The sequence below is a fragment of the Cupriavidus taiwanensis genome, from assembly GCF_900250115.1.
Classification (GTDB): domain Bacteria; phylum Pseudomonadota; class Gammaproteobacteria; order Burkholderiales; family Burkholderiaceae; genus Cupriavidus; species Cupriavidus taiwanensis_B.
This window is the reverse complement of record NZ_LT984803.1, coordinates 857,128-873,269: the sequence shown is the minus strand read 5'-3', so window position 1 is coordinate 873,269 and position 16,142 is coordinate 857,128. Positions and strand designations below refer to the sequence as shown.

Sequence of the window (16,142 nt, the reverse complement as noted above, 5' to 3'; positions counted from 1 at the left end):
AGATCTGGCTTCGACGCGCCGCCGGCCACCGAGGGCGGGCGGCTGCGGGGCCACTGCGCCGGTGCGGTAGAATACGCGCTCTTCCATCAGCGCCCGGCTGGCGGCGACGCCGGCGTCCCGCCGGCCTGGCCCGGACGGGGCGCGCCCCTACGTTCCATGAAAGTCTCCGCCGTCATCATTACCAGGAATGAAGCTCACAATATCGGGCCATGCCTTGAAAGCGTGTCCTGGTGCGAAGAGGCGATTATAGTGGATTGGGCCAGCACGGACGACACGGTGGCGATTGCGCGTGCCGCCGGTGCCACCGTGATCCAGACCGACGACTGGCCGGGTTTCGGCCCGCAGAAAAACCGCGCGGTCCAGGCCGCCAGCGGCGACTGGATCCTCAGCCTGGACGCCGATGAGCGCGTCACCCCCGCGCTGCGCGACGAAATCCTGCACCACTTGCAGCAGGCCGATGCCCAGGCGCTGGCGCTGCCGCGCCTGTCTGCGTTCTGCGGCACGTTCGTGCGCCACGCCGGCTGGTATCCCGACTACGTCACCCGGGTCTTCCGCAAGGGCCGCGGCCGCTTCACCGACGATCTCGTGCACGAACACCTCAAGGTGGACGACCCGGTCACGCGGCTGCGCGAGCCGCTGGTGCACTACAGCTACCGCTCGCTGTCCGACGTGCTGCGCAAGATCGACAGCTATTCCAGCGCCGGCGCTCAGCAGGCCTACGCCCGTGGCAAGCGCAGTTCGGTCGCGTCGGCGGCGGGCCACGGCCTGTGGGCATTCGTGCGCACCTACCTGCTCAAGCGCGGCTTCCTCGACGGCGGCGCCGGCTTCGGCGTCGCGCTGATGAATGCGCAGGCGAGCTACTACAAGTACGCCAAGCTGGCGCAGCTGCACGCCGCGGCGGACAACCGGGCCGCCGGCTGAAGCGCCCGACGCGGCCGCGCCGCCCCATCCCTTACCTTACCTTCTCGATCGATGAAAGTTGGCATCTCCTGCAATCGCTTCGGCGCCGGCGGCGGCCTGGAGCGCTACGCGCTGGACATCAGCCGGGCCATGGCGAAGCGCGCCGATACCGAAGTCTCGGTCTACGCGCGCCGGTTCGACGCCGGCGTGGCCGCGTCGGCCGGGATTGCCGCGCATCGGATCGTGGTGTCGTGGCTGCCGGGCAAGCTGCGCGACCGCTATTTCTCGTGGCGGCTACAAGCGCGGCGCGATGCCGGCGAAGTGCTGATCGGCTGCAACCGCGTGCGCGGTTCCGATATCGCCATCTGCGGCGGCACCCATCGCGGCTACCTTGCCGCGCGCGGCACGCCGGCACGGCGCTCGGACCAGTGGCAGATCGATCTGGAAAGCGCGCAGTATGCCGGCGCGGACCGCGTGGTGGCGCATTCCGCGCTGATGCGGCGGGAGGTGATCGAGCTGTATGGCATCGCCCCCGAGCGCGTCGAGCTGGTCTACCCGCCGGTCGACACGCAGCGTTTCACACCGGTCGATGCCGGCGCGCGCGCGGCACTGCGGCGCGAGTTCGGCTTCGGCGACGACGAGATCGTGTTCCTGTTCCCGTCGTCGGGCCATGCGCGCAAGGGCTTCGACCTGCTCGCCGATTACTTCTCCCGCTCGGACCTGCCGATCACGCTGGCGGTGGCGGGCCGCCCGGTCGGGCGCACCATCGCGCGCGTGCGCGAGCTGGGCTACAGCAGCCGCATCGACGCGCTCTATCGCGCCGCCGATTTCACCATCCTGGCCTCGGGCTATGAGCCGTTCGGGCTGGTGGGGGTGGAATCGGTGCTGTGCGGCACGCCGCTGGTGTTTGCCGACAATATCGCCTGCCTGGAAGTGATCCGCCCGCAGGCCGTGCATGCGTTCGCGCGCGAGCGCAGCGAGACGCTGGACCATGCCATCCGCGCCGCGGTTGCATCGGTGCGCAGCGGCCAGGCGCGGCTGGCAGACCCGCTGGCGCTGCTCGACTACGATCCGGATATCGAGGTCCATGTCGACACCCTGCTGCGGCTCGCCGCCGCCGCACAGCGCGCCGCCTGAAGCCGCACCCGGCGCGAACGCCGGCAGCGCTTAGTCGTAGACCGTGCTGACGGCATCCGCCGACAGCACCTGGCGCAGCGCGGTCAGGGCCTCGTCGGAAGGCACCACCTGCCAGTCGGCGCCGAGCATGGCCTCGCAGCTGGCGGACTTCGCCTCGTAGCGAATCCGCACCGGCAAGCCCTGCGCGCCGCTGGCGCGCGCCAGATGGGGCATCAGCAGCTCGCGCAGCATGCCGGTCGAGGAATTGCCGTTCATCGACAGCCGCACCGCACTGGCAAAGCGCACGCGCGCGCCGACCAGGTCCATCACCGATTCGGCGGTGAAGCGGACCCCGCCGGTGAAGGTATCGTGGCGCGCATTGCCGGTGGCGATCAGCAGTTCGTCCTCCCGGAACATCTGCCGGTTGGCGTCGAAGACCTCGTTGAACACCGTCATCTCGACCAGGCCGGTGCCATCGTCGAGCGTGACGATCAGCATCTTGCCGCGCTGGGTCATCTGCGTGCGCATGCCGCTGATCACGCCGGCGATGGTCTTGCCGCGCACGTCGCGGCCGAAGCCGCCGCCGTTGCCCTGCACTTCCTTTTCCAGCGCTGCCAGCGTGCCCTTGTTGAAGCGGCGCACCTCGTCGCGGTAGGCGTCGAACAGGTGGCCCGAGAAGTAGTAGCCGAGCGCCTGCTTTTCTTCCTGCAGCGTGCGCTTGGGACTCCAGCGCGGCTCGTCGAGCAGCTCCGGGCGGTGCGCGTCGCCGGCATCGCCCATCAGGTCGAACAGCGACACCTGGTTGGCGGATTCGGCCTTCTGCTCGGCGGCTTCCATCGCGATCGGCACCGACGCCAGCAGCTGGGCGCGGTTGTCGTTGAGGCTGTCGAAGGCACCGGCGCGGATCAGCGCCTCGATGGTGCGGCGGTTGACCTGGCGGCGGTCGACGCGCTCGCAGAAATCGAACAGGTCGGTGAACGGCCGCTCCTCGCGCGCGCGCAGGATGTCTTCGATGGCGCCCTGCCCGCTGCCCTTGATGCCGCCCAGGCCATAGCGGATGGTCTTGGGGTCGGTCGGCGCGAAGCGGTATTCGCTGGCGTTGACGTCCGGCGGCAGCACCGCGATCTTGTTGAGCTTGCAGTCCTCGTAGAGGATCTTGACCTTGTCGGTGTCGTCCATGGCCAGCGACATGTTGGCTGCCATGAATTCGGCCGGATGGTGGGCCTTGAGCCAGGCGGTGTAGTACGCCAGCAGCGCATAGGCGGCCGCGTGCGACTTGTTGAAGCCGTAGCCGGCGAACTTCTCCATCAGGTCGAAGATGTCGTCGGCCTGCTGCGCGGACAACCCGTTCTTGTCGGCGCCCTCGCGGAACATCACGCGGTGCTGCGCCATTTCCTCGGGCTTCTTCTTGCCCATGGCGCGGCGCAGCAGGTCGGCGCCGCCGAGCGAGTAGCCGCCGATGATCTGCGCCATCTGCATCACCTGCTCCTGGTAGACCATGATGCCGTAGGTCTCTTTCAGGACGGGCTCGACGCGCGGATCGGGATACTCGACCTTCTCGCGGCCGTGCTTGCGCGCGCAGAAGCTGGGGATCAGGTCCATCGGGCCCGGGCGGTACAGCGCCACCAGCGCGATGATGTCCTCGAAGCGGTCAGGCTTGGCGTCCTTCAACATGCCCTGCATGCCGCGGCTTTCCAGCTGGAACACGGCGACCGTGTTGGCGGTCTTCAGGATGTCGAAGGCGGGCCCGTCGGCGAGCGGGATCTGGCTGCAGTTCCAGTCGGCCTTGCTCGGGTCGAGGCGACGGATATAGCGCTCGGCCCAGTCCAGGATGGTTAGCGTGGTCAGGCCCAGGAAGTCGAACTTGACCAGGCCGGCGGCCTCGACGTCGTCCTTGTCGTACTGGCTGACCACGCCGCTCATGCCGTCGTTCTGCGCGCCCTGCGTGTACAGCGGGCAGAAATCGGTCAGCCGGCCGGGCGCGATCAGCACGCCGCCGGCGTGCATGCCGACGTTGCGGGTCATGCCCTCGACACGCTGCGCCAGCTCCAGCAGCTGGCGCACTTCTTCCTCGTTGCGCTCGCGCTCGGTCAGCAGCGGCTCTTCCTTCTTCGCCTCTTCGATGGTGACCAGCTTGCCCGGCTTGAACGGGATCAGCTTGGCGATGCCGTCGACAAAGCCGTAGCCGAGGTCGAGCACGCGGCCTACGTCGCGCACCGCGGCCTTGGCCGCCATGGTGCCGAAGGTGGCGATCTGCGACACCGCGTCCTTGCCGTACTTCTCCTTCACGTAGGTGATCACGCGATCGCGGCCGTGCTGGCAGAAGTCGATGTCGAAGTCGGGCATCGACACCCGTTCCGGGTTCAGGAAACGCTCGAACAGCAGCGCGTACTTGAGCGGATCCAGGTCGGTAATGCCGAGCGCATACGCCACCAGCGAACCGGCGCCGGAGCCGCGGCCCGGACCGACCGGCACGCCGTTGTTCTTGGCCCAGTTGATAAAGTCCGCCACGATCAGGAAGTAGCCGGGGAAGCCCATCTTGATGATGGTGCCGGTCTCGAACTCCAGCCGCGCGTAGTATTCCGGGCGCTTCGACTCGCGCACCGCCTCGTCCGGGAACAGCACCGCCAGGCGCTTCTCCAGGCCCTCCTTGGCCATGAACACCAGGTAGTCGTCGAGCGACATCCCGTCCGGCGTCGGGAACAGCGGCAGGCGGGGCTTGCCCAGCTCCAGCGTCAGGTTGCAGCGGCGCGCGATCTCGACCGCGTTCTCCAGCGCCGAGGGGATATCCGCGAACAGCGCGCACATCTCGTCCTGGGTCTTGAAGTACTGGTCGGTGGTGAAGCGCCGGGTGCGGCGCGGGTTGGCCAGCAGCTCGCCCTCGGCGATGCACACGCGCGCCTCGTGCGCGGTGTAGTCGTCCGGCGTCATGAACTGCACCGGGTGCGTGGCCACCACCGGCAACTGCAGCTCGGCCGCCAGTTGCACGGCCTGCTGCACGTAGGCATCGGTGCCGGCATGGCCGGCACGCTGCAGTTCGACATAGAAGCGCTGCGGGAACACCGACGCCCAGTGCTGCGCGGCGCGGCGCGCGCCTTCAGCGTTGCCGTTGGCGAGCGCCATGCCGATATCGCCACCCATCGCGCCCGACAGCGCGATCAGGCCAGTGGCCAACGGCAGGTCGTCTTCGCCCGGCTCCTGGAACCAGGCCGGGTCGATCTCGGCGCGGCCGCGGTGCTGGTTGCCCAGCCACGCGCGCGACAGCAGCATGCACAGGTTCAGGTAACCGCGGCGATCCTGCACCAGCAGCAGCAGGCGCGTGGGCTTGTCGCGATCCTCGGCGTTGGTGAGCCAGACGTCGGCGCCGACCACCGGCTTCACGCCCTTGCCGCGCGCTTCCTTGTAGTAGCGGATCAGCCCGAAGGCGTTGGCAAGATCCGTCAGGGCGAGCGCGCCCATGCCATCGGCGGCGGCGGCCTTGACGGCATCATCGAGGCGGACGATGCCGTCGACGATGGAGTATTCGGAATGCAGGCGGAGGTGTACGAAGCGGGGTGCAGACATGGGCGACATTGTACCGGCTCGGCCCGCCCGCATGCCGCCAATGTTGCGCGCCGCGGCTGCGCCCGCGCGCGCCGCAAAGCTGATCGGCGTGCTCGGAAATGCGCCACGCGGCGGTTGCGCGCAGGCTATAATTTCGCCTTTCCAATCAGGCAGTTATCGCAGGCAGTCGGCGCCCCTCGGGACGCCGCCGCGGCGCCGCAGGGTCCCATGCAGATCGTCAATATTTCCGCTTACAAGTTTGTCTCGCTGGACGACATCGAGACCCTGCGCCCGGCCATGCGCGAGCGCTGCGAGGCGGCCGGCCTGAAGGGCACGATCCTGCTCGCGCCGGAAGGCATCAATATGTTCCTGGCCGGCCCGCGCGACGCGATCGACGACTTCATGGCCTGGCTGCATGCCGATGCGCGCTTTGCCGATATCGCGCCCAAGGAAAGCCTGTCGGACCACCAGCCCTTCAAGCGCATGCTGGTGCGCGCCAAGAAGGAAATCATCACCATGAAGATGCCGCTGATCCGCCCCGAGGCGGGGCGCGCGCCGTCGGTGCGGCCGGTGGACCTGAAGCGCTGGCTGGACCAGGGGCACGACGACGAAGGCCGCCCGGTGGTGATGCTCGATACGCGCAATGATTTCGAGGTGGCGGTCGGCACCTTCGAGAACGCGGTCGAGTACGACATCGCCAAGTTCAGCGAGTTTCCCGACGCCGTCGCCGCGCATAAGGCAGACCTGGCAGGCAAGACCGTGGTCTCGTTCTGCACCGGCGGCATCCGCTGCGAGAAGGCCGCGATCCATATGCAGGAAGCCGGCATCGAGCGCGTCTACCAGCTCGAAGGCGGCATCCTGAAGTATTTCGAGGAAGTCGGCGGCAGCCACTATCGCGGCGACTGTTTTGTCTTCGACTACCGCACCGCGCTGAACCCCAGCCTGGAGCCGGCCGGGCCCAAGCAGTGCTTTGCCTGCCGCGCCGTGGTCACGCCCGAGCAGCAGCAAAGCCCGCACTATGTGGTCGGCAAGAGCTGCCCGCACTGCATCGGCGGCAAGGACCGGGCCGCCGCCTGAGGATTCCCGCGCGCCTCAGGCCGCCAGCAGGTGGTAGAGGTTGCGCAGCATGCCGGCGGTGGCACCCCAGATAAAGCGCTGGCCGCCGTTCTCGCGCGGATAGGGCATGGCGTAGAACATGCGTTCACCGTCGACCCAGCGGAACAGGCGCCGCTCGTGGTGCGACGGGTCCATCAGAAAGGCCAGCGGCACTTCGAAGACATCGGCCACTTCCGAGGCGTCGGGGCGCAGCGTGAAGCCATCGCGCACCAGCCCCACCACCGGGCTCACATGGAAGCCGGTGCCGGTGATGTAGTCCGGCAGCGCGCCCAGCACCTCGACATAGTCGCGTGCCAGCCCCACTTCTTCTTCCGTCTCGCGCAGCGCGGTGTCGATGCGGTTGACGTCCCACGTCTCCTGCCGCCCGCCGGGGAAGCTGATCTGCCCGGCATGCGCGCTGAGGTTGGCATTGCGCTGCGTCAGCAGCACCGTCAGGCCATCGCTGCGCTCGACCAGCGGCACCAGCACCGCGGCATCGCGCAGCCCGCGGCTGCGATCGTAGACCCGCGACTCGTCGGTCAGCTCGGGCGCCCACGTCGGCGGGGCCTGGAAGCGGTGGCGGATAAAGTCCACCTGCAGGCGCGGCGCGCTCAGCGCACCATTGCGCAGGTCGGTATCGATGACGGGAAGGGATTCGGGATCGAAGGCGGGACGCATAACATCGCAAGTATGACAGAAGCGCGCGATCTGGCGCCGCAGCAAAGCGCGGCCGCAGAGCCGCGCGACCATGCAAAAAGGGCACCCTGGGGTGCCCTTCCTGAGGAAACGCTGGCCGGGTCGCCCCGGCCGGCATGCCCGGCTTACTGCGCAGCCTTGGCGGCGACAGCAGCCTTCGACACCAGCTTTTCCTTGATACGTGCGGACTTGCCCGAACGCTGGCGCAGGTAGTACAGCTTGGCGCGACGCACGTCGCCGCGGCGCTTCACTTCGATGCCGGCGATCAGCGGCGAGTACAGCTGGAACGTACGCTCCACGCCTTCACCCGACGAGATCTTGCGCACGATGAAGGACGAGTTCAGGCCGCGGTTGCGCTTGGCAATCACCACGCCTTCGTAGGCCTGCACGCGCTTGCGGTTACCTTCCACCACGTTGACGCTGACGACGACGGTGTCGCCGGGCGCGAATGCGGGGATGGTCTTGTTCGCGGTAAGGCGCGCAATCTCTTCCTTCTCGATCTGTTCGATGAGGTTCATCGTTTCTTCTCCGTAACCATCGTGCCGGCGTTGTATGCCCCAGGACTTCCCGGGCCCCGGCAGAGGATGGGGTTTTACCTGGCGGGAGTTTCCCCCCGCCCTTCCTTCACCGCCCATTCCGACAGGAATTTCTCGTCGGCACGGGTCAGCAAACCTTGCGCGCGGGCCGCCTCGATCAGGTCGGGGCGCTTGCTCGCGGTATTGGCCAGCGCCTGCTGGCGCCGCCATTTTTCGATCTCGGCATGATGGCCCCCGAGCAGGATGTCGGGAACCCGCACGCCTTCATATTCTTCCGGCCGGGTGTAATGCGGGCAATCGAGCAGGCCATTGACGAAACTGTCCTGCACCGCCGACTGCGCGTCGCCCAGCACGCCGGGCAGGTGGCGCACCACCGCGTCGATCAGCGCCATCGCCGGCAACTCGCCGCCCGACAGCACGAAATCGCCGAGGCTGATTTCCTCGTCAACGCGGCGGTCGATCAGCCGCTGGTCGATCGCCTCGTACCTGCCGCACAGCAACACCAGGCCCGGCCGCTGCGCCAGCTCCATGACCTTGGCATGCGTCAGCGTCTTGCCCTGCGGCGACATCAGCACCACATGCGGCTGCGGCACGCCGGCCTGCGCCTGCGCCGCCACCGCGGCATCGATCGCATCGTCCAGCGGCTTGGCCAGCATCACCATGCCGGGACCGCCGCCATAGGGCCGGTCATCGATGGTGCGGTAGTTGTCGACGGTGAAATCGCGCGGATTCCAGCTGCGCAACGCATACCGCTGCTGCTTGGCCGCCCGGCTGGTAATGCCCCAGTCGGTCAGCGCGCGAAACATGTCGGGAAACAGCGTGATCACGTCGAACTGCATCCGCTCTCTCCCTTCCCTATTCCGCACATAACCTGCACCTGCGCAGGCACGGTTCAGTAATCGAGCCCCCAGTCCACCACGATGCGCTTGCCCGCGGTATCCACCGTGCGCAGGAACGCGTCGACAAATGGAATCAGCCGTTCGCCGGCCGTGCCGTCGGGCTGCACGAAGGCAACCTGCAGGATCTGGTGGGCACCGTTGTCGATCAGCCCGGACACTTCGCCCAGCAATTCGCCTTGCTCGTTGCTGACGCTGCAGCCGATCAGGTCGACCCAATAGAACTCATCTTCTTCCGGCGCCGGAAAATCCGCTCGCCGGATCCACACGCGACGGCCACGCAACGCTTCCGCAAGATTGCGGTCGGCCACGCCGGCAGCCTGCGCCACCACCGTGCCGCTATGCTCGCGCGACTGCGCGATCTTCACGCAGACGGGCTCGGCCCGCGCCGCTTCGGCCGCCACCAATCCCGCCTGCGGCGGGCTCAGCAGCCACCAGCGGGGGGCATGCAGCAGCGCCGACGCATCGTCGGCATGCGGCTGGACCTTGATCCAGCCACGGATGCCATAGGCAGCGCTGACATAGCCGACCTCCACCAGGTCCTCCGGCAGCGGATCGGCATACAGCAGCGCCGCGGGCAGCCTGAGCGCCTTGGCCGGCTCGCCTTGCGGCCGGTTCATGGACCGATTCAGCGGCGGCCGCGTCGGCCGCCCGGCGTCCTGCTTTCGCTCAGTCACGGGTGCGCGTGGTCCAATGCAAACGCGCCCCGCCGGTTACGGCAGGGCGCGTTGCAAGTGGCAATCAGGCAGCAGCCTTGGCGCCTTGCTTGACCAGGCGAGCAACGGTCGGCGACAGCTGGGCGCCGACGCCTTGCCAGTAGGTCAGGCGGTCTTGCGACAGGCGCAGGCCTTCTTCACCTTCGGCTGCCAGCGGGTTGTAGAAACCAACGCGCTCAATGAAACGACCATCGCGACGGTTGCGCGAGTCGGTGGCGACGATGTTGAAGAACGGGCGCTTCTTGCTGCCGCCGCGAGCCAGACGGATAACGACCATGGAATGATTCCTCAGAAAACGGGGTGTTCAAGGGCGTTCGAACACGAAACGTAAGAGTATAGCCCAATTCCCGAGGCCAAACAAACACTTAGGTGGTTGACGCGTGAACGCGGCGCGGGCATCGTGGCAAAAACCGCGACAGGAGGCCCCACATGCGCCCCGCTCTGCACTTCATGGTTGGCATGTTACCGCGTGCGCTGCTGGCGCTCATGGTACTGGCAACGAGCCAGTCCGCGCTGGCCGCCCTGCCGCTGGACCAGTTGCGCCTGCCGCCCGGCTTCCGCATCGAGGTGCTGACCGACGACGTTCCGGGCGCGCGCGCCATGGCGATGTCGCCGTCGGGCACGCTGTTCGTGGGATCGCGCAGCGAAGGCAAGCTCTATGCGGTCAGCGATGCGCTCGGCACGCGCCCGCGGGTGCGCACCGTCGCCACCGGCTTGCGCAATCCGCTGGGGGTGGCATTCCATGACGGTAGCCTGTACGCGTCCTCGGTCTCGAAGATCGTGCGACTCGACCAGATCGAATCCCGCCTGGAACAGCCGCCTGCGCCCAACGTGGTGAGTGACCGCTTTCCCCCGGACGGCCACCACGGGGGCAAATTCATCGGTTTTGGCCCTGACGGCTACCTGTACGTCGCGACCGGTGCCCCGTGCAATGTGTGCGAGCCCGACGAAAGCCGCTATGCCAACATCGTCAGGATGAAGCCCGACGGCACCGGCCTGGAGGTGGTGGCGCGCGGCGTGCGCAACACCGTCGGCTTCGACTGGCACCCCGCCACGCGCGAACTGTGGTTCACGGACAACGGCCGCGACCGCATGGGCGACGACGTGCCCGACGACGAACTGAACCGCGTCACCGCGCCCGGCCAGCATTTCGGCTACCCGTACTGCCACGCCGGCAACGTCGCCGACCCCGAATATGGCGGCAAGCGCCCCTGCTCCGAATTCGTGCCGCCGGTGGCCCGGCTGGGCGCGCACGTCGCCGCGCTGGGCATGCGCTTCTACACCGGCACGCAGTTCCCGCCGGACTACCGCAACAACGTGCTGATCGCCGAACACGGCAGTTGGGACCGCAGCGAGCCTTCCGGCTACCGCGTGGTCCGGGTGGTGCTGGACGGCGCCGGCAAGGCCGTGCGCCAGGAGGTGTTCGCCCAGGGCTGGCTGCGCGGCGGCAGGGCTTGGGGCCGGCCCGCCGATGTCCTGGTCGCGCCGGACGGCTCGCTGCTGGTCAGCGACGACCACGCGGGGGCGATTTACCGCATCCGCTACCAACCCTGAATCCGCCTGAAAGCCCCGCCCGACGGGGCTTTGTGCGTGCGAAACAATCCGTTACACCGGTAACGGGATTGGCATAGGCGCCCCGATGCCCCATGCGTACCATGAACCCATCTTCCAACAGCAACACAGCGCGACAGGACCCTGGGAATCCGCATGCTCACCCGCTCTCTCCTGCGCGACCTGGTGGCTGGCATCCTGGTGGCCTCGGGCCTGGTCGGCGCGGTAGCCGCCAGCCATGCCCAGGTCGCGTTCTGGCAACAAGTCCGTTCCGAGGGCCGCCCCAACCGGGTCCAGTCCGGCGATGGCTGGCAGATGGCCAGCGTGCGCGCCGAAAGCCGTGAACACGTACAGGCCCAGATCGACCGCATGGAGGCGCGCGCCCGCGCCGACGACCGCCTCAGCGGCCGCCGCGCCGCGCTCGCCGGCGCCCGCGACGACAACCGCGGCCGCGGCCAGGAACGCAATGCCGCCAATGACGTCCGCAACGAGCCGCGCGAGGGCCAGGTAGGTCCCGGCTGGCAGGCGCGCGGCCGCGACAACGGCCGCTGAGCGCCGCTGGCGCCGTCCCCGGCGCTGAAACCGCGCGCCGCCACCTCGCTGCGGAACTCCTCCCCCGCCCGGCCTGTCTTTACTTAAGTGTGTGCCCGATTCCAGGCGCGCGCACAGGCTGCCGCCCGGCGCTGTCCGGGGCTCACAGCGTGCCGTCATGTGCGGACGGCAATCGAACTGACCTGCCTCTGCCCGACACCTCCTGCCGGGACCCGACCAAGACGGCCCGGGCGCAGCCTCCAGAATGACAATAATTCTGTGAGGTTTGTCATGTCACCCCTGCTTAGCGACCTGGCCGAACACGCGGGCCAGCTATCGCTGTCGATCCTGTTCATGGGCATCCTGACCCTGGTTCTCTACGGCGAAACCCACATCAGCGAGCACGCTTCGGCCTTTATCCGTGGCCTGATCGCCGGCGGCTGGCATTAGCGCCGCTGGCGCCTTTTGACGCACTTCCCTTCCTTGCGTTGACTGCCGGCGTACAATGTGGGCCGGCCGGTACCCTTGTGCCGCCACCTTCCGTGCCGGCGCAACGCCGGCCTGCACCCGAGGCCCGAAACTCTCTTTCCGACCATGCCCGCAGCCACGCCAGCCCGCCACGCCTCTCCGCTCGCCGCGCCGTCCGTGCGCGGAAAATCGAAGCTGCTGACGGTGGCGCTGGCCTTCCTGTTCGGCAGCCTGGGCGCGCACCGCTTCTACCTGGGCGGCCTGCGCGACCTGTATGGCTGGGCGCACCTGCTGGCGCTGCTGGCGGGCGCCATCGGCGTGGCCTCGATGGCCACCGGCGCGGGCGGCCCGGCACTGAACTGGACCTTTGCCGTGGCCGGCGGCATTTCCGTCATCAGCGCCTTCCTGGCGGCCATCGTCTATGGGCTGCGCCCGGATGACAAATGGGACGCCCGCTTCAACCCGCACGGCAAAGCCACGCGCTCGGGCTGGCCGGTGGTGATCCTGGTAATCCTGTCGCTGCTGATCGGTACTGGCCTGCTGATGGCGGGGCTGGCCATCAGTTTCCAGACCTTCTTCGAAGCCCAGGTCGAGGCTGCCCGCGAACTGTCGCAGTAAGCGCCTGCGCACTGCCCTGTTCGCGCATCGGATTTGTCCCCGGTCAAGGCGGCCGCAATCGCCGGTTCCCCTTTCGGCCAATTCGCCCATACTGGTAGAGCCGTCCGATCCTGGCGGCGCGATGCGCGGCGAGGCCAAGCCCCGGCAGCGCAAAGGAGCAACAATCGACATGCCAAGTTATGAGGAAGGACGCCTGGCGGCGATCGCCGTCCGGCTGGCGCTGTCCTCGGGACTGCCGCCATCGAGCGCCAAGGCCGCGCTGGAACTCGCCAGCAGCATGATCGGCGACCAGCTGGCCACGGCAGCCGCTCTGAAGGCTCAGAACAGCGAACCCTGCGGATCGTCCTTGCCGCTGGGAGCCGCCGCCGGCGGCCGAAAACGCGAAGTATCCAGTTCAAACCGGTTGTAGCGGAAGCCGAGCCGTTCGGCGGCCTTGTAGAAGCGCTGGCGCAGCAAGTCCGCCCACACGCCGGTCCCGCGCATGCGCGTGGCAAAGCTGGCATCGTAGTCTTTGCCTTCGCGCATGTCCCGCACGCGGTTCATGACCCGTTCGGCCCGATCTGGGAAGTGCGCCTGCAGCCACTCCTCGAACAGCGGTCGCACTTCCCACGGCAACCTCAGCACGATGTAGTTCGCATAGACGGCGCCCGCCTCGCGCGCCGCTTCGAGCACGCGCTCCAGATCGGGTTCGGTGATGAAGGGGATCACCGGGGCAATGCTGACCCCCACCGGGATGCCGGCGTCGGTCAGCGTGCGGATGGTGCGCAGCCGCCGCGACGGCGTCGCCGCGCGCGGCTCGAGCGTGCGTGCGATGCCGGCGTCCAGCGTGGTGATGGTGAGCGCCGCCACCGCCAGCCGCTTGGCCGCCATCGGCGCGAGCAGTTCGATATCGCGCTCGATCAACGATGACTTGGTGATCAGCGCCACCGGGTGGTCGCATTCGTGCAGGACCTCCAGCAGGCTGCGCGTGATGCGCTGTTCACGCTCGATCGGCTGGTAGGCGTCGGTGTTGACGCCCAGCGCGATGGTCTCGCACCGGTACGACGACCGCGAAAGCACTTCGCGCAGGCGCTCGGCGGCATTGGCCTTGGCATAGAGCCGGGTTTCGAAATCCAGCCCGGGCGACAGGTCGAGGTAGGCGTGCGTCGGACGCGCGAAGCAATAAATGCAGCCATGCTCACAGCCGCGGTAGGGATTGAGCGAAACATCGAACGGGACATCCGGCGAGGCATTGCGCGTCAGCACGGAACGGGCACGCTCGAGATGGACCTCGGTGCGCAGCGGTGGCAGCGGAGCGTCGTCCGCACCGGTCACGGCCTCAGGGGTAGTGGCGGCGTCTTCCGGCACGGCGCCCCAGCCATCGTCGAACGCCTCGCGCTGGTCATGCTCGAAACGTCCCTGCAGATTGCTGACGGCTCCGCGGCCCTTGCGCGCAACGGGCGGGCGCACAAGGGCCGGCGGCGCCTGCGCGTCCGGGTCGGCCTCGCGCCGCGTCGCGCTGGCGAGGTGTCGGGGGAATTTGGGTTTTGGCGGGGGGCGCTCCATGCTGGCCTTCGTCACGCGGCCTGGCTCTTCTCCTCGACCGAGATGGCCAGTGTCTCCTTGATCTCTTCCATCACCACATAGCTCTTCGACTGCGCGGCGCCGGGCAGCTGCAGCAGGATGTCGCCCAGCAGCCGGCGGTATTCGCCGATCTCGCGGATGCGCGCCTTGATCAGGTAGTCGAAATCGCCCGATACCAGGTGGCATTCCAGCACCTCCGGAATGCGCAGGACCTCGCGGCGGAACTGCTCGAACATATTGCCCGACTTGTTGCCCAGCGAGATCTCGACGAACACCAGCAGCGCGCTGCCCAGCAAGGCCGGATTCAGCCGTGCGTAGTAGCCCATGATGACACCATCGCGCTCCAAGCGCTTGACGCGCTCGATGCACGGCGTGATGGTCAGCCCGACCGCCTCGGCCAGGTCTTTCATCGACATCCTGCCGTCGCTCTGCAGCGCGGCCAGGATCTTGCGGTCGAGCCGGTCGAGCGTGCGTTGGGGCTGGCGACTCGTTCTCATGAGTTTTTTCTGTTTTCCTCAAAAATTCGGTAACTATGACTGGAATGCATTCAATAGTATAGAGACAAATCCTTTATACCGCAGTCATCGCAGTTGGAGCCCCCCCGAAATGCGCGTTCTCGTACTTGGCAGTGGCGTGATTGGCATTACCAGTGCGTGGTACCTGGCCAAGGCCGGTCACGAAGTGACCGTGGTTGACCGCGAAGCCGGCCCCGCCCTCGGCACCAGCTTTGCCAACGCGGGCCAGATCTCGCCCGGCTACGCGTCGCCGTGGGCGGCGCCCGGCGTGCCGCTCAAGGCGATCAAGTGGATGTTCCAGGAACACGCGCCGCTCAGCATCCGCCCCGACGGCACGCTGTTCCAGCTGCAATGGATGTGGCAGATGCTGCTGAACTGCAGCGCCGGCCGCTATGCCGTCAACAAGGAGCGCATGGTGCGGCTGGCCGAGTACAGCCGCGACTGCATCCGCGCGCTGCGCGCGGAAACCGGCATCGCCTACGAAGGCCGCCAGCAAGGCACGCTGCAGGTGTTCCGAACCGACGAGCAGATGCACGGCGCGGCCAAGGACATCGCGGTGCTGGAGCAGGCCGGGGTTCCGTACCAGTTGCTTTCGCGCGAGGAACTCGCCGCGAGCGAACCGGCGCTGGCCGCCGTCCGCCACAAGCTGGCCGGCGGCCTGCGCCTCCCCAACGACGAAACCGGCGACTGCGCGCTGTTCACGCAACGCCTGGCCGGCATGGCCGGCACGCTCGGCGTCCGCTTCCTGTACAACCGCTCGATCGACGGCCTGATGAGCCAGGGCGACGCCGTCACCGGCGCCGTGGTCGATGGCGAGCCGATGTCGGCGGACCTGGTGGTGGTGGCGCTGGGCAGCTGGTCGACGCAGCTGGTCAAGCCCTTCCTGCGCGGCATGTCCAACCTGCCGGTGTATCCGCTCAAGGGCTTCTCGATCACCGTGCCGCTCAGCGATGCCTCGCGCGGCCCGGTCTCGACGGTGCTGGACGAGACCTACAAGGTGGCCCTGACCCGCTTCGATGACCGCATCCGCGTCGGCGGCATGGCGCAGATCGTCGGCTATGACCGCAGCCTCGACCCGGCCAAGCGCCGCACGCTCGAGCATGTGGTGACCGACCTGTTCCCGGGCGCCGGCGATGTCAGCCAGGCCACCTTCTGGACCGGCCTGCGCCCGATGACGCCGGACGGCACGCCCATCGTCGGCCCGACCCAGGTGCGCGGCCTGTGGCTGAACACCGGCCACGGCACGCTCGGCTGGACCATGGCCTGCGGCTCGGGCAAGCTGCTGTCGGACCTGGTGTCGGGCAAGTCGCCGGCGATCCGCGCCGACGACCTGTCGGTCAGCCGCTACCTGAAGCCGGCGCGCCATCACCTGGCGCCGCGCCCGGCGGCCGCCTGATA

16 protein-coding genes are annotated in these 16,142 nt (G+C 67.8%); 8 read left to right on the top strand and 8 right to left on the bottom strand.

Translation table 11 applies throughout. The features are described 5' to 3' along the window. Positions 1–156 precede the first annotated feature (156 nt). Together CBM2586_RS04265 and CBM2586_RS04260 are read left to right on the top strand one after the other, a co-directional pair. Positions 157–921, top strand: coding sequence for a glycosyltransferase family 2 protein (locus CBM2586_RS04265; RefSeq protein WP_115662750.1), 765 nt, complete (start codon positions 157–159; stop codon positions 919–921). 51 nt (positions 922–972) lie between these two features. Next, positions 973–2,037 (top strand): glycosyltransferase family 4 protein, encoded by a 1,065-nt coding sequence (locus CBM2586_RS04260; protein ID WP_115686905.1) that lies wholly within the window; start codon positions 973–975, stop codon positions 2,035–2,037. A gap of 30 nt (positions 2,038–2,067) precedes the next feature. Here CBM2586_RS04260 and dnaE read toward each other — a convergent pair whose 3' ends face one another. Continuing rightward, entirely contained in the window at positions 2,068–5,580 is a 3,513-nt protein-coding gene (gene dnaE / locus CBM2586_RS04255; RefSeq protein ID WP_115688633.1) for a DNA polymerase III subunit alpha, read from the bottom strand. 207 nt (positions 5,581–5,787) lie between these two features. Here dnaE and CBM2586_RS04250 point away from each other — a divergent pair, with 207 nt between their 5' ends. Next, positions 5,788–6,636, top strand: a complete 849-nt coding sequence (locus CBM2586_RS04250; RefSeq protein WP_115662752.1) for a sulfurtransferase — start codon at positions 5,788–5,790, stop codon at positions 6,634–6,636. 15 nt (positions 6,637–6,651) lie between these two features. Here CBM2586_RS04250 and CBM2586_RS04245 read toward each other — a convergent pair whose 3' ends face one another. From CBM2586_RS04245 to rpsP, 5 genes are all read right to left on the bottom strand, one after another. Continuing rightward, the gene (locus tag CBM2586_RS04245; protein WP_115663805.1) at positions 6,652–7,332 is read right to left on the bottom strand and encodes a CoA pyrophosphatase; all 681 of its coding nucleotides are present in this window, start codon (positions 7,330–7,332) and stop codon (positions 6,652–6,654) included. Between the two features lie 143 nt (positions 7,333–7,475). After that, the gene (rplS, locus tag CBM2586_RS04240) at positions 7,476–7,868 is read right to left on the bottom strand and encodes a 50S ribosomal protein L19 (protein WP_115662753.1); all 393 of its coding nucleotides are present in this window, start codon (positions 7,866–7,868) and stop codon (positions 7,476–7,478) included. A 74-nt stretch (positions 7,869–7,942) separates the two neighbouring features. Then, positions 7,943–8,725: a tRNA (guanosine(37)-N1)-methyltransferase TrmD gene (gene trmD / locus CBM2586_RS04235; RefSeq protein ID WP_115662754.1), complete on the bottom strand. Its 783-nt coding sequence runs from the start codon at positions 8,723–8,725 to the stop codon at positions 7,943–7,945. 53 nt (positions 8,726–8,778) lie between these two features. After that, the gene (gene rimM, locus CBM2586_RS04230; RefSeq protein ID WP_172587058.1) at positions 8,779–9,402 is read right to left on the bottom strand and encodes a ribosome maturation factor RimM; all 624 of its coding nucleotides are present in this window, start codon (positions 9,400–9,402) and stop codon (positions 8,779–8,781) included. Between the two features lie 121 nt (positions 9,403–9,523). Next, on the bottom strand, positions 9,524–9,775 hold the full coding sequence (rpsP, locus tag CBM2586_RS04225) for a 30S ribosomal protein S16 (protein ID WP_115662756.1): 252 nt from the start codon (positions 9,773–9,775) through the stop codon (positions 9,524–9,526). A 152-nt stretch (positions 9,776–9,927) separates the two neighbouring features. Between rpsP and CBM2586_RS04220 the strand changes: the two genes are divergently transcribed. From CBM2586_RS04220 to CBM2586_RS04205, 4 genes are all read left to right on the top strand, one after another. Then, positions 9,928–11,052 carry a PQQ-dependent sugar dehydrogenase gene (locus CBM2586_RS04220; RefSeq protein WP_115662757.1) on the top strand — a complete coding sequence of 375 codons (1,125 nt, stop codon included), beginning with the start codon at positions 9,928–9,930 and terminating at the stop codon, positions 11,050–11,052. A 153-nt stretch (positions 11,053–11,205) separates the two neighbouring features. After that, positions 11,206–11,601, top strand: coding sequence for a hypothetical protein (locus CBM2586_RS04215; RefSeq protein ID WP_115662758.1), 396 nt, complete (start codon positions 11,206–11,208; stop codon positions 11,599–11,601). Between the two features lie 270 nt (positions 11,602–11,871). Further along, on the top strand, positions 11,872–12,030 hold the full coding sequence (locus CBM2586_RS04210) for a hypothetical protein (RefSeq protein WP_172583272.1): 159 nt from the start codon (positions 11,872–11,874) through the stop codon (positions 12,028–12,030). A 144-nt stretch (positions 12,031–12,174) separates the two neighbouring features. Continuing rightward, positions 12,175–12,666, top strand: coding sequence for an NINE protein (locus tag CBM2586_RS04205; RefSeq protein ID WP_115662759.1), 492 nt, complete (start codon positions 12,175–12,177; stop codon positions 12,664–12,666). Positions 12,667–12,984: 318 nt separating this feature from the next. Here CBM2586_RS04205 and CBM2586_RS04200 read toward each other — a convergent pair whose 3' ends face one another. Next, positions 12,985–14,211: a PA0069 family radical SAM protein gene (locus CBM2586_RS04200; RefSeq protein WP_373424213.1), complete on the bottom strand. Its 1,227-nt coding sequence runs from the start codon at positions 14,209–14,211 to the stop codon at positions 12,985–12,987. An 11-nt stretch (positions 14,212–14,222) separates the two neighbouring features. Further along, a complete protein-coding gene (locus tag CBM2586_RS04195) occupies positions 14,223–14,726 on the bottom strand; it encodes an Lrp/AsnC ligand binding domain-containing protein (protein WP_115662762.1) in 504 nt (167 codons plus the stop codon). A gap of 109 nt (positions 14,727–14,835) precedes the next feature. On the opposite strand from CBM2586_RS04195, the gene CBM2586_RS04190 reads away from it, so the two are divergent. Continuing rightward, on the top strand, positions 14,836–16,140 hold the full coding sequence (locus tag CBM2586_RS04190; RefSeq protein WP_115662763.1) for a D-amino acid dehydrogenase: 1,305 nt from the start codon (positions 14,836–14,838) through the stop codon (positions 16,138–16,140). Positions 16,141–16,142 lie beyond the last annotated feature (2 nt).